Below are 13,042 nucleotides of genomic sequence, written 5' to 3'. Positions count from 1 at the left end.
TCCCGGATTTGTCAGTGTCGTCGTGGTAACGAACTATTCTTGGCACTGCTTAATGTGGCGTTGTTGCCTTGATAAAGATAAAGCGAAATCTGTGCCAACTTTTAAATGCCCCGTAAAAGGCGTTATAATGCGCGCCATAGTGCAAATGGGCTGCACCATGATAGATATCTTGCACCAAAATAGTGCCCGCGTGTGAAATGTTGGCACTGTTTTGGTGCAAATTACGTAATTTAGCCCTTTTTACTCTTCGTGAAAGCGATCACACGACAACTCTGCGATACTTGTTTGCAGAGGATGTTTGTGATCCTGTTTAGTCCTGCGATTAATCCGTGTACAATAACGCGCTATTTCTAATGCCTGAGGCAAAGTTGTGATCGAAAATCTGCGTAACATCGCCATCATCGCGCACGTCGACCATGGTAAAACTACCCTGGTTGATAAGCTGCTGCAGCAATCTGGTACCTTCAGTAATGAACGTGCTGAAGCCACCGAACGCGTGATGGACTCCAATGATTTGGAGAAAGAGCGTGGGATTACCATCCTCGCTAAAAACACCGCTATCAAATGGAATGACTACCGTATCAACATCGTTGATACCCCGGGCCACGCCGACTTCGGTGGTGAAGTTGAACGTGTAATGTCCATGGTAGACTCCGTGCTGCTGGTCGTTGACGCAATGGATGGCCCAATGCCGCAGACGCGCTTCGTAACCAAAAAGGCATTTGCCCATGGTTTGAAGCCGATCGTGGTTATCAACAAAGTTGACCGTCCAGGCGCGCGTCCTGACTGGGTTGTGGATCAGGTCTTCGACCTGTTCGTTAACCTCGACGCAAGCGACGAGCAACTCGACTTCCCAATCATCTATGCATCTGCACTGATGGGTATTGCGGGTAACGATCACACTGATATGGCGGAAGACATGACCCCGCTGTACCAGGCGATTGTTGACCACGTTAAAGCACCAAACGTTGATCTTGATGGTCCGCTGCAGATGCAAATCTCTCAGCTCGACTACAACAACTACGTGGGTGTTATCGGCATCGGCCGCATCAAACGCGGTAAAGTGAAGCCAAACCAGCAAGTGACTATCATTGATAGCGAAGGCAAAACCCGTAACGGTAAAGTCGGTAAAGTCCTGGGCCACCTCGGTCTGGAGCGTATCGAATCTGCTGAAGCGGAAGCCGGCGACATCATTGCTATCACCGGTCTGGGTGAACTGAACATCTCTGACACCATCTGCGATGTGCAGGCGGTAGAAGCGCTGCCAGCCCTGTCTGTTGATGAACCAACAGTAACCATGTTCTTCAACGTCAACACCTCTCCGTTCTGTGGTAAAGAAGGTAAGTACGTAACTTCACGTCAAATCCTCGACCGCCTGAACAAAGAGCTGGTGCACAACGTGGCACTGCGCGTTGACGAAACCGAAGATGCGGACGCGTTCCGTGTATCCGGTCGTGGTGAGCTGCACTTGTCTGTTCTTATCGAAAACATGCGTCGTGAAGGCTTCGAACTGGCTGTGTCCCGTCCGAAAGTTATCAACCGTATGATCGATGGTCGTATGCAAGAGCCGTTCGAGAACGTGACGCTGGATATCGAAGAGCAGCACCAGGGTTCTGTAATGCAGGCAATGGGCGAGCGTAAGGGCGATGTCAAAGACATGATCCCTGATGGCAAAGGCCGTATTCGTCTGGATTACCTGATCCCAGCGCGTGGTCTGATCGGCTTCCGTACCGAGTTCATGACTATGACTTCTGGTACTGGTCTGCTGTACTCCACGTTCAGCCACTACGACGACGTTCGTCCGGGTGAAATCGGTCAGCGTAACAACGGCGTACTGATTTCTAACGGCCAGGGTAAAGCAGTCGCGTTCGCACTGTTCAGCCTGCAGGATCGCGGTAAGCTGTTCCTGGGTCACGGTGCAGAAGTTTACGAAGGCCAGATCATCGGTATTCACAGTCGTTCTAACGACCTGACTGTAAACTGCCTGACCGGTAAGAAACTGACCAACATGCGTGCTTCCGGTACTGACGAAGCCACCACGCTGGTTCCAGCTCAGAAGATGTCCCTTGAGCAAGCTCTTGAGTTCATCGATGACGACGAACTGGTAGAAGTAACCCCTACTTCTGTCCGTATCCGTAAACGTCACCTGACCGAGAACGACCGTAAACGTGCTGGACGTGGTCCGAAAGAAGCGTAAGTTTCTTTTGTTATAGCCTTCAGCCGGACTGAGTTAACGCTCACCCGGTAATAAAAAGCCGCTGATTTCTCAGCGGCTTTTTTGTTTGTATCCACTAATGCCCCAACGTAGTCTCAATGACGTCACCGTTTTCCCATCCTGCTCGTCATCCCGGTAGTCAAACCTCTCCTTTCCCGCTACAGTTATTTTTCCATGACGCAAAAGGAGAGGATCATGCTCTATATCTTTGATTTAGGTAATGTGATTGTCGATATCGACTTCAACCGGGTGTTCGGCGCGTGGAGTGATTTCAGCCGCGTGCCGCTGGCGACGTTGAAGCAAAATTTCGTCATGGGGGAAGCGTTTCATCAGCATGAACGTGGTGAGATTAGCGATGAAGCCTTTGCCGAGGCGCTGTGCCACGAAATGGACCTGTCGCTGAGCTACGAACAGTTCTCCCACGGCTGGCAGGCGATCTTTGTCGGGCTGCGCCCGGAAGTGATAGCCGTGATGCGTAAGCTGCGTGAACAGGGTCATCGCGTCGTTGTGCTTTCGAACACCAACCGTCTGCATACCACTTTCTGGCCGGATGAATACCCCGAAGTGCGCGAAGCGGCTGACCACATCTACCTTTCGCAAGAAATGGGGATGCGTAAGCCGGAAGCGCGGATTTATCAGCGAGTACTGGAAGCGGAAGGTTTTTCGGCGGGGGATACAGTCTTTTTCGACGATAATGCCGATAATATAGAAGGCGCTAACCAGCTAGGCATCACCAGTATTCTGGTGACCGGAAAAGAAACCATCCCTGAGTATTTTGCGAAACAGCTATGCTAAAAACCGTTCATCAAAAAGCCTCCCATCACGCCAGGCCGCTGGTTGCCTGGCTGAAATTGCTCTGGCGGCGTATTGATGAAGACCACATGACGACGCTTGCCGGGAACCTGGCCTACGTGTCGCTGCTCTCTCTTGTGCCGCTTATCGCTGTTGTATTTGCTCTTTTCGCCGCATTTCCGATGTTTTCGGACGTCAGCATCACGCTTCGACATTTTGTGTTTGCTAATTTTCTGCCGTCCACAGGTGATGTGATTCAGCGTTACATTGAGCAGTTTGTCGCAAACTCCAACAAAATGACGGCGGTGGGCGCGTGCGGGCTGATTGTTACGGCGCTATTGCTGATGTATGCCATTGATAGTGCGTTGAATGCTATCTGGCGTAGCAAGCGCGTGCGGCCAAAAATCTATTCTTTCGCCGTTTACTGGATGATTTTAACGCTTGGGCCGCTGTTGGCAGGGGCGAGTCTGGCGATCAGTTCCTATTTGCTCTCGCTGAGTTGGGCGAGCGAAATCAACGGTGTGATTGATAACATCCTGCGTATTTTTCCGCTGTTGCTGTCATGGATATCGTTCTGGATGCTTTACAGCATTGTGCCGACCACGCGAGTGATGAATCGTGATGCCGTGGTTGGGGCATTGGTGGCGGCATTGCTGTTCGAGCTTGGCAAAAAGGGCTTCGCTCTCTACATCACCACATTTCCCTCTTACCAACTGATTTATGGCGTGCTTTCGGTCATCCCCATTTTGTTCGTTTGGGTGTACTGGACGTGGTGCATCGTCTTGCTTGGCGCAGAAATAACTGTCACTCTCGGGGAATACCGAAAACTCAAACTCGCTGCACTCCAACAAGAAGATGAACAGCCATGATTGCATTAATTCAGCGCGTAACCCGTGCCAGCGTTGCCGTGGATGGTGAGGTGACGGGTGAAATTGGTCAGGGACTTTTGGTGTTATTGGGTGTCGAAAAGGATGATGACGAACAGAAAGCGAATCGCCTGTGCGAACGCGTTCTGGGTTACCGAATTTTTAGCGATGCCGATGGCAAAATGAACCTCAACGTTCAGCAGGCAGGCGGCAGCGTGCTGGTGGTGTCGCAGTTTACTCTGGCGGCAGACACCGAGCGCGGCATGCGTCCGGGTTTTTCCCGTGGAGCGGCCCCCGATCGCGCTGAAGCACTGTATGAATATTTTGTTGAGCGCTGTCGCCAACAAGAGATGAACACCCAAACAGGGCGTTTCGCCGCAGATATGCAGGTATCGCTGGTTAATGACGGTCCCGTGACATTCTGGTTGCAGATATGACGCTGCATACTGGCTGGTCGCGAGCCACTAAAGAGAGTGCCGCTATGTATCACCTTCGAGTACCGCAAACGGAAGAAGAATTAGCGCGTTATTACCACTTTCGCTGGGAGATGCTGCGCAAGCCGCTGCATCAGCCGCAGGGCTCAGAGCGTGATGCCTGGGACGCCATGGCGCATCATCAAATGGTGATGGATGAAGCGGGTAACCTGGTGGCGGTCGGACGGTTGTACATCAATGCTGATGATGAAGCCTCGATTCGTTTTATGGCCGTCGACCCTACCGTGCAGGATAAAGGTCTCGGCACACTGATGGCGATGACGCTGGAATCCGTAGCGCGCCAGGAAGGCGTAAAGCGCGTCACCTGTAGCGCCCGCGAAGACGCGGTGGAGTTTTTTGCCAAGCTCGGTTTTGAGAACCAGGGGGAAATCACCACTCCACAAACTACTCCGGTGCGACATTTTCTGATGATCAAACCTGTCGCGACGCTGGATGACATTTTGCATCGCGGCGACTGGTGTGGGCAGTTGCAACAGGCGTGGTATGAACATATCCCATTGAGCGAAAAAATGGGGGTGCGCATTCAGCAGTACACCGGGCAAAAATTCATTACCACCATGCCGGAAATCGGCAATCAGAATCCGCATAACACGCTGTTTGCCGGGAGCCTGTTCTCACTCGCCACGCTGACCGGCTGGGGATTAATTTGGTTGATGCTGCGCGAACGCCACCTCGGCGGGACCATCATTCTGGCTGACGCTCATATCCGCTACAGCAACCCAATCAGTGGCAGACCGAGCGCTATCGCCGATTTAGGGTCGCTCAGCGGCGACCTCGACCGCCTGGCGCGTGGCCGCAAAGCTCGCGTGCAGTTGCAGGTTGAACTGTTCGGCGATGACACGTCCGGCGCTATCTTTGAAGGCATCTTTATCGTCCTGCCAGCCAAACCTTTCGGACCGCTGGAAGAGGGCGGTAACGAGGAAGAATAAAGAATAACCCTCACTCACCCGCTGCATTGATGGGGCGGGCCACGTCTTGTATTTCTCATTCTGGAAAGCGCCTCGCAAAATTGACTTATGCCACAACACCTTACTTTAATTCCGGTTTTTTAAGGCGTATGTTGCCTTAAAATTAACCACTGATGATATACTAGGGTGATATATGAGCATGATGATGGAATTGCATATGGCCAGGATATTGATCGATCTATCAGATGATGTTCTTCAACGGCTTGAAAATCTTAAGCAATTGAGAAATCAGTCGCGTGCAGAACTACTGCGCGAGGCGGTGGAACAATATCTGGATCGGCAGAGTTCATCGGTCATCCGTGAAGCGCTCGGATTATGGGGCGACGGCGTTGAAGATGGTCTGGAATATGAGCGAAAAATACGTGAGGAGTGGTGAGCATGGAACGCATGGCAGTATTCGACACCAATATTCTCATCGACTTGTTGAACAACCGTACCGAAGCCGCAGATGCCATCGAAAACGGCGCTTCTCATCGGGCTATCAGTTTGATCTCCTGGATGGAGGTGATGGTGGGTGCTCGAAAATACAATCAGGAAGCCCAAACACTTGCCGTGATGGGGGCTTTTGAAGTGATCGAGATATCAAGGGAGATTGCGGAGCGCAGCGTTTCACTGAGAAGTGAATACGGTATGAAACTTCCGGATGCGATTATTCTCGCCAGCGCTCAGGCCAGAAATTGCGCCTTGATTACGCGAAATACGAAGGATTTTTCCGGTATTCCCGGCGTCCTCACACCCTATCAACGTTAAAACCGGGCACTTACGCACCCGGCTTGTTAGCGGTCTTTACTCGCCTTCCCCAGGGAACAGGAACGGGTTGATGGAGCTGCGGGCGAAGCCCTCTTGTTCCATACGTGCGTCCAGCACCAGTGAGGCAAGATCGTCGGCGACAGGTTCGACGTTCGGGTCTTTTTCCTGATACAGGATTTTGAGATAGGTTCCGCAATCGCCACAGCTTTCGGCTTTGACAGAGGCCTGCTCGTTATCCAGTGACCAGTAGTGTAAATCGCGGCTCTGCTCGCAATTGCTGCATTTCACGCGCACTACGTGCCACTCGGACTCACACAAGTTGCAGTGCAGATAACGCAGCCCTTGTGAACTCCCGATTTGCACCACGCTTGATACCGGAATCGAACCGCACACCGGGCAGAACTGACGATGTTCACCGTATTCCGCGCGCGCTTTGCCGGGGATCAGGTTCGCCATTTGCGCCCAGTACAGCGACAGTGCAGCCCAAATAAACGGGGCTTTGTCGCTGCTAACGGCAGCAAAATCAGATGCGAACAGTGCGCTCGCCATCTCTTCCAGTTCAGTATCGGAAGCTTTCTCAAGATTCTCGATAACAGCCAGTGCCGGGCCGCTCATCTCGGGTTTAAGCTCAGCAATCATCGACTGCAACAGCTTTTGCCAGTGCTTATCGCGCGGTAGGGTGTGGATATCCAGCGGTGGCTTGCCCTGAGCGGCGGCTTCTTTGATGCGCGCGGTCAGATCCATTTCCAGAGGATGGTCGTACAGCACCACTTCCTGAGCGTGCGCAATCAGCGCCGCAAAGCGCAGAAAATCGCCGAGCGGGTTTTCCTGCGCCAGTTGCAGCAGGCGTTCCGCTCTGCGGTGATAGAGGTTTTTCAGTCGCGGGAATAATAACGGCGGAATGCCTTCCGCCGTGCGTTTCTCGCTACTCCCCAATTCATCTTGCGGGATTATGCGAATACTCATTCGGTCGATTTTTCCTCTTTCTGGCGGACTTCACGGTACCAGCGTGGGTGATGTTTTTTCGCCCATTTACTGGTAACCCAGCCTTCCACCATTGCGGTAATGGAGCCTTTCACCCAAAGGGCGGCGTAGATATGCACCATAATAACCACAATTAACGCCACTGCAGCAAATGAATGCAGCAGCAATGCGATGCGGATAATCGGGATCGGGAACGCTGGCGCAAAGTATGGCCGCCAGATAATCACCCCACTGACCAGCAACAGCACCAGGAAGATAATCGCCGCCCAGAACACGCATTTCTGACCGAAATTATAGCGCCCGGTGTCGCCCACTTCCTCATTGACGATAACCTTGCGGATATTTTTCGCCCAGAAGATATCTTCACGGTTGATGAGATTGTGGTGCCAGTAGCGGAAGAACATGATGATGAACGACGCGAACATCACCACCCCAACGAACGGATGCAGAATGCGCGCCAGCTGCGGCGTGCCGAGGATCTGCATCAGCCAGTTAAATGACGGGAAGAAAAAGCCCAGCCCACTCACCGACGCCAGAATGAAGCAGAAGGCGGTGACCCAGTGGTTGATGCGTTCCGGCGCGGTGTAGCGCACGATGGTGTCACGACGTTTCATTTGCGCACCTCGTCTTTCTCTTCATGCAGATTGTCCTCTTCCTCATCGGCGCGGTTTGGTCCGACCCCGACATAGTGGAAGATACTGGCGGCAAAGGTCGCCGCAAAGCCTACTGCGGCCAGCGGTTTCCAGATACCTTTCCAGAACTTAACGGTCTGGCTGATTCGCGGATTTTCCGGCAGGCCGTGATACAGATTCGGCTTGTCGGCATGATGTAACACATACATCACGTGTGTACCGCCAACCCCGGCTGGATCGTACAGTCCTGCGTTGTCGTAGCCGCGCGTTTTCAGTTCGGTGACACGCTCGCCCGCCAGCACTTTCATATCCTCTTTCGAACCAAAGTGGATAGCGCCGGTTGGGCACGTTTTCACGCATGCCGGTTCCTGGCCCACGGTGACACGGTCTACGCATAGCGTACATTTGTAGACGCGGTTGTCTTCCGGGTTCAGGCGCGGCACGTCGAACGGACAGCCCGCGATGCAATAGCCGCAGCCAATGCACTGCTCGGACTGAAAATCGACAATGCCGTTGGCATACTGGATGATAGCCCCTTCCGCCGGGCACGCTTTCAGGCAGCCCGGATCGGCGCAGTGCATACAGCCGTCCTTGCGGATCAGCCATTCCAGTTTGTCGTTCTGCTCGACTTCCGAAAAGCGCATCACGGTCCATGATTTGGCGGTCAAATCTGCCGGGTTGTCGTACACCCCAACGTTGCTGCCGATTTCATCACGGATATCGTTCCACTCGGAACAGGCCACCTGACAGGCTTTACAGCCGATACAGGTGGTGACGTCGATAAGCTTCGCCACTTCCTGCTGGTGGTCCCGCGCCTGAGGCGCGGGCGTGAAACCGTTAGTCGCGGAACGACGAATGATATCTTGCGATTGATAAGCCATAAGTCGTCTCCGTTACACCTTTTCCACGTTCACGAGGAAGGATTTGAATTCCGGCGTCTGGGTGTTGGCATCGCCCACAAACGGCGTCAGGGTATTGGCGATAAAGCCTTTCTTCGCCACCCCTTCGTAACCCCAGTGAATCGGGATCCCGATGGTATCGACGTCCTGACCGTCCACTTTCAGCGTGCGAATACGTTTGGTCACCACCGCCTTGGCTTTGATAAAGCCACGGTTGGAGGTGACTTTCACCATATCGCCATGACCGATACCGAGTTTGGTCGCCAGCTTCTCACCAATTTCAATGAACTGTTCCGGCTGCGCGATGGCGTTGAGCAACGCGTGCTTGGTCCAGTAGTGGAAGTGCTCGGTGAGACGATAAGTGGTCCCAACATACGGGAACTTATCGGCTTTACCCATTGCTTCCAGATCGTCTTTGAACACGCGTGCGGCCGGGTTCGATATGACGTTCGGGTGCAGCGGGTTGGTGCCGAGCGGCGTTTCAAACGGCTCGTAGTGTTCCGGGAACGGACCTTCCGCCATCTTATCGAGTGCAAACAGACGACCCATGCCTTCTGGCTGCATGATAAACGGCCCAACGTCACTGCCTGGTGCGGCGGTGCTGTAATCCGGAATATCCACGCCGCCCCATTTCGCGCCGTCCCATTTCAGGAGCTGGCGTTTCGGATCCCACGGTTTACCCTGCGGGTCAGCGGAAGCGCGGTTATACAGAATGCGGCGGTTGAGCGGCCACGCCCATGCCCAGCCAAGTGTATTGCCAAGGCCTGACGGGTCGGCGTTATCGCGACGCGCCATCTGGTTGCCGTCTGGCGTCCAGCTGCCGGCAAAGATCCAGCAACCGCTGGCGGTGGTGCCATCGTCGCGCAATTGAGCAAACGAGCTAATCTGCTGACCTTTTTTGACGATAACCGCGCCCGTTGCCGGGTCGGTGATGTCTGCCAGCGCTTTCCCGTTGCTCTCCATCGCCACTTCTTCTGACGAAGGTTCATCCGGCGTGGAGTAATTCCACGTCATGTTAAGCACCGGCTCTGGCACCGGGCCGCCGTCTTTGGCGTACATCTCACGCATACACATGAAAATACCGGCCAGAATTTCGCCATCGGTTTTGGCGATACCTGGGGCATCCGCGCCTTTCCAGTGCCACTGCAACCAGCGACCGGAGTTGACGATAGAACCGTTTTCTTCGGCGAAGCAGGTCGACGGTAGACGGAACACTTCGGTCTGGATTTTCGACGGGTCAACGTCGTTAGACTCGCCGTGGTTTTGCCAGAAGGTCGAGGTTTCCGTATTTAGCGGATCGATGGTGACAAGGAATTTCAGCTTCGACAACGAGGCCACAATTTTGTTTTTGTTCGGGAACGATGCTACCGGGTTGAAGCCCTGGCAGAGATAGCCGTTCACCTGGCCTTTGTACATCATGTCGAAATACTGCAAGACGTCGTAGCCTTTGTCCCACTTCGGCAACCAGTCAAAGCCCCAGCTGTTTTCCGCTGTCGCTTTGTCGCCGAAGAACGATTTCATCATCGAAACGAAGAACTTCGGATAGTTGCCCCAGTAGTTCACCTGGCCTTCTAGCAGCGGTTTAGGCGTGTTGGCGGTGAGATAGGTTTGCAGGTCAGTCTGTTTTTCACTCGGCAGCGTCATATAGCCCGGCAGGCTCTGTGACAGCAGGCCGATATCGGTCAGACCCTGAATATTGGAGTGACCACGCAGGGCGTTTACACCGCCGCCGGCCATGCCCATATTGCCGAGCAGCAACTGGATCATCGCCATGGTACGGATGTTCTGTGCGCCCACGGAGTGTTGCGTCCAGCCCAGTGCATACAAGAACGACGCGGTTTTGTCGTGCGCGCTGGTTTCGGCGATGTACTCGCAAACTTTCAGGAAGTCGGCCTTCGGCGTACCACAAATTTTCTCAACCATTTCCGGCGTGTAGCGGGAAACGTGTCGCTTCATCAGATTCCACACACAGCGTGGGTGAGTCAGCGTGGTATCGCGTTTAGCATGACCGTTTTCGTCCAGCTCATAGTTCCAGCTGGTTTTGTCGTACTTGCGGTGTTCGGCGTCATACCCGGAGAACAGACCGTCATCGAACGCGTAATCTTCGCGCACGATAAGGCTGGCGTTGGTGTACGCCTCGGTGTATTCACGGTTAACTTTTTCGTTATTCAGCAGATACAGAATAACCCCGGACAGGAAAGTAATGTCCGTGCCAGAACGAATTGGCGTGTAGAAATCCGCCACCGATGCTGTACGCGTAAAGCGCGGATCGATAACGATAAGTTTGGCGCCGTTGTGGATTTTGGCTTCCATCGCCCAGCGGAACCCTACAGGATGCGCTTCAGCGGCGTTACCGCCCATCACCACGACCAGGTTGGCGTTTTTAATATCCACCCAGTGGTTGGTCATCGCACCGCGACCAAATGTTGGAGCAAGACTTGCTACCGTTGGTCCGTGTCAGACGCGTGCCTGGTTATCCACCGCCAGCATGCCGAGCGAGCGGGTAAATTTCTGGGTTAAATAGCCGGTTTCGTTACTGGACGCAGACGCACACAGCATACCGGTGGAGAGCCAGCGGTTAACGGTGGTGCCTTCGGCGTTTTGTGCAATGAAGTTGGCGTCACGGTCGGCTTTCATCAGTTTGGCGATGCGCTCGAAAGCGTCGTCCCAACTGATTTGCTGCCATTTATCGGAGCCTGGTGCACGGTATTCTGGGTATTTCAGGCGGCTTGCGGAGTGGATGAAATCCACAAGACCTGCACCTTTCGGGCAGAGCGCCCCACGGTTTACCGGATGATCCGGGTCCCCTTCAATATGGAAGATGGATGCTTTGGCGTTCTTTGCTCCGTCACCGAGGCTGTACATCAACAGCCCACAACCGACAGAACAATATGTGCAGGTGTTACGGGTTTCACGGGTGCGCAGCAGTTTGTACTGCCGTGTCTCCGCCAGCGCGACGCTCGGGGCAAAGCCCAAAGCCGCTGCCGTTGTACCTGCCATACCGCCAGCACAGATCTTAAAGAACTGCCTTCTGCTGACCTGCATGGTCACTCCTTGTTTCGACATTGCTTCCCCTTCGCCCTTCAATACCAAAAACCGCTCGGGGGATGGATTGTTATTAAACTTTGCGGTCGTTGCCGCAAAGGTTCAGAATTAGGGTAAATCTCCCTCTTTCCCGGAGGGATATGTCTTCAGAATACCACAGTGTGTGTAGGTTTGTTCCAATACGGTTAATACAAAGTGAACGAAAATTCAGCAGAACAGGTTGGTAATGTGAGTGATATCACTGGATTGCGCCAGGTGAGTCTCTGGAAACGTCAGGATTTGCAGCACACTCAGCAAGATGAGCTCGCGGAGGAAGTGCCCGTGGCGTTGGTCTACAACGGCATTTCCCATGTGGTCATGATGGCATCACCCAAAGATCTGATGCTGTTTGCCGTCGGTTTTTCATTATCCGAAGGAATTATCGATACCCGCTCAGAAATTTACGGCATGGATGTGGTGCAGGTCTGTAACGGGCTGGAAGTTCAGATCGAGATTTCGAGCCGCCGCTTTATGGCGCTGAAAGAGCGTCGTCGGGCGCTGGCCGGGCGTACGGGCTGTGGCGTTTGTGGTGTGGAGCAGTTGAACGATGTCGGCAGGCCGATTGCACCGCTGCCATTTACTCAGTCGTTCAGCCTCAAATACCTTGATCTCGCGCTTGAGCATTTGAATGATGTGCAACCGGTTGGCCGCATGACGGGGTGTACGCACGCCGCAGCGTGGGTGATGCCGGACGGCAAGCTGGCGGGCGGTCTTGAAGATGTGGGTCGCCATGTTGCGCTCGATAAACTGCTGGGCCGTCGTGCCGATGAAGGTGACGAATGGCATCAGGGCGCGGTGCTGGTTTCCAGCCGCGCCAGCTATGAAATGGTGCAGAAAGCGGCGATGTGCGGTGTGGAAATTCTGTTTGCTGTTTCAGCCGCCACCACGCTGGCGGTGGAAGTGGCCGAACGCTGCAACCTGACGCTGGTGGGCTTTTGCAAACCGGGCAGGGCAACAATTTATACCCATCCACAGCGGCTTTTGGGTGTGTAATTTTTGGTCAGAAAAATTGAATGACGTAAGCAAAACCTTCCGCTATTCGTTGGGTGAATGTGAGACTACTATTTATCACATCAAGGCGACACGCCTTACCAACACAACTTAACGAAAGGGTTTACATCATGAAAAGCATCAAAACTTTTGTCGCAGTTATCGCTCTGGCTACTTCTTTTGGTTCATTCGCTGCACAAACCGTGACCGCAACGTCTTCAACCATTGACGGCGCAGAAGCCAAAATCGCCGCACAGGCTCAAGAAGCAGGCGCGTCTTCTTACACCATTACCCAGGCATTCACCGGTAACCGTGTACACATGACCGCTGAACTGAACAAATAAAACAGCCGCTGTCCCTGGCTCTTC

Annotated in this window: 13 protein-coding genes; 9 read left to right on the top strand and 4 right to left on the bottom strand. The window is 53.5% G+C overall.

Translation table 11 applies throughout. The annotated features are described in order from the left end of the window. The first annotated feature begins 370 nt into the window (after nucleotides 1-370). The 7 genes from typA (at nucleotide 371) to VH187_RS06070 (ending at nucleotide 6,085) form a co-directional block, all read left to right on the top strand. Complete coding sequence (typA, locus tag VH187_RS06100; RefSeq protein WP_329700593.1) at nucleotides 371-2,197, top strand: ribosome-dependent GTPase TypA; 1,827 nt, start codon at nucleotides 371-373, stop codon at nucleotides 2,195-2,197. A gap of 213 nt (nucleotides 2,198-2,410) precedes the next feature. Continuing rightward, nucleotides 2,411-3,010: a glucose-1-phosphatase gene (gene yihX, locus VH187_RS06095; protein WP_329700592.1), complete on the top strand. Its 600-nt coding sequence runs from the start codon at nucleotides 2,411-2,413 to the stop codon at nucleotides 3,008-3,010. Further along, on the top strand, nucleotides 3,004-3,876 hold the full coding sequence (locus VH187_RS06090) for a virulence factor BrkB family protein (protein WP_329700591.1): 873 nt from the start codon (nucleotides 3,004-3,006) through the stop codon (nucleotides 3,874-3,876). The genes yihX and VH187_RS06090 overlap by 7 nt, the downstream gene beginning before the upstream one ends. Then, nucleotides 3,873-4,310 (top strand): D-aminoacyl-tRNA deacylase, encoded by a 438-nt coding sequence (gene dtd, locus VH187_RS06085; protein ID WP_329700590.1) that lies wholly within the window; start codon nucleotides 3,873-3,875, stop codon nucleotides 4,308-4,310. The genes VH187_RS06090 and dtd overlap by 4 nt, the downstream gene beginning before the upstream one ends. 44 nt (nucleotides 4,311-4,354) lie before the next feature. Beyond that, nucleotides 4,355-5,296 carry a fatty acid biosynthesis protein FabY gene (gene fabY / locus VH187_RS06080; protein ID WP_329700608.1) on the top strand — a complete coding sequence of 314 codons (942 nt, stop codon included), beginning with the start codon at nucleotides 4,355-4,357 and terminating at the stop codon, nucleotides 5,294-5,296. Nucleotides 5,297-5,468: 172 nt separating this feature from the next. Then, entirely contained in the window at nucleotides 5,469-5,711 is a 243-nt protein-coding gene (locus VH187_RS06075) for a CopG family transcriptional regulator (RefSeq protein ID WP_329700589.1), read from the top strand. Nucleotides 5,712-5,713: 2 nt separating this feature from the next. Further along, the gene (locus VH187_RS06070) at nucleotides 5,714-6,085 is read left to right on the top strand and encodes a type II toxin-antitoxin system VapC family toxin (protein WP_329700588.1); all 372 of its coding nucleotides are present in this window, start codon (nucleotides 5,714-5,716) and stop codon (nucleotides 6,083-6,085) included. Nucleotides 6,086-6,121: 36 nt separating this feature from the next. Here the strand turns inward: VH187_RS06070 and fdhE are convergent, their stop codons facing one another. From fdhE to fdnG, 4 genes are read right to left on the bottom strand one after another with little or no spacing between them, the layout of a single operon-like run. After that, nucleotides 6,122-7,051, bottom strand: a complete 930-nt coding sequence (gene fdhE, locus VH187_RS06065) for a formate dehydrogenase accessory protein FdhE (RefSeq protein ID WP_329700587.1) — start codon at nucleotides 7,049-7,051, stop codon at nucleotides 6,122-6,124. Continuing rightward, nucleotides 7,048-7,683, bottom strand: a complete 636-nt coding sequence (gene fdoI, locus VH187_RS06060; RefSeq protein WP_329700586.1) for a formate dehydrogenase cytochrome b556 subunit — start codon at nucleotides 7,681-7,683, stop codon at nucleotides 7,048-7,050. Before fdoI ends, fdhE begins: the two co-directional genes overlap by 4 nt. Further along, a complete protein-coding gene (fdxH, locus tag VH187_RS06055) occupies nucleotides 7,680-8,582 on the bottom strand; it encodes a formate dehydrogenase subunit beta (RefSeq protein ID WP_329700585.1) in 903 nt (300 codons plus the stop codon). Before fdxH ends, fdoI begins: the two co-directional genes overlap by 4 nt. A gap of 12 nt (nucleotides 8,583-8,594) precedes the next feature. Continuing rightward, the gene (gene fdnG, locus VH187_RS06050) at nucleotides 8,595-11,645 is read right to left on the bottom strand and encodes a formate dehydrogenase-N subunit alpha (RefSeq protein ID WP_329700607.1); all 3,051 of its coding nucleotides are present in this window, start codon (nucleotides 11,643-11,645) and stop codon (nucleotides 8,595-8,597) included. A gap of 195 nt (nucleotides 11,646-11,840) precedes the next feature. Here fdnG and fdhD point away from each other — a divergent pair, with 195 nt between their 5' ends. Further along, entirely contained in the window at nucleotides 11,841-12,677 is an 837-nt protein-coding gene (fdhD, locus tag VH187_RS06045) for a formate dehydrogenase accessory sulfurtransferase FdhD (RefSeq protein WP_329700584.1), read from the top strand. Nucleotides 12,678-12,805: 128 nt separating this feature from the next. After that, entirely contained in the window at nucleotides 12,806-13,018 is a 213-nt protein-coding gene (locus VH187_RS06040) for a YdgH/BhsA/McbA family protein (protein ID WP_110511886.1), read from the top strand. Nucleotides 13,019-13,042 lie beyond the last annotated feature (24 nt).

Origin of the sequence: Scandinavium sp. (assembly GCF_036271055.1) — a bacterium.
Lineage (GTDB): Bacteria > Pseudomonadota > Gammaproteobacteria > Enterobacterales > Enterobacteriaceae > Scandinavium.
Note: the sequence above shows the minus strand (reverse complement) of the source record. Positions and strands in the feature narration are given on the sequence as shown.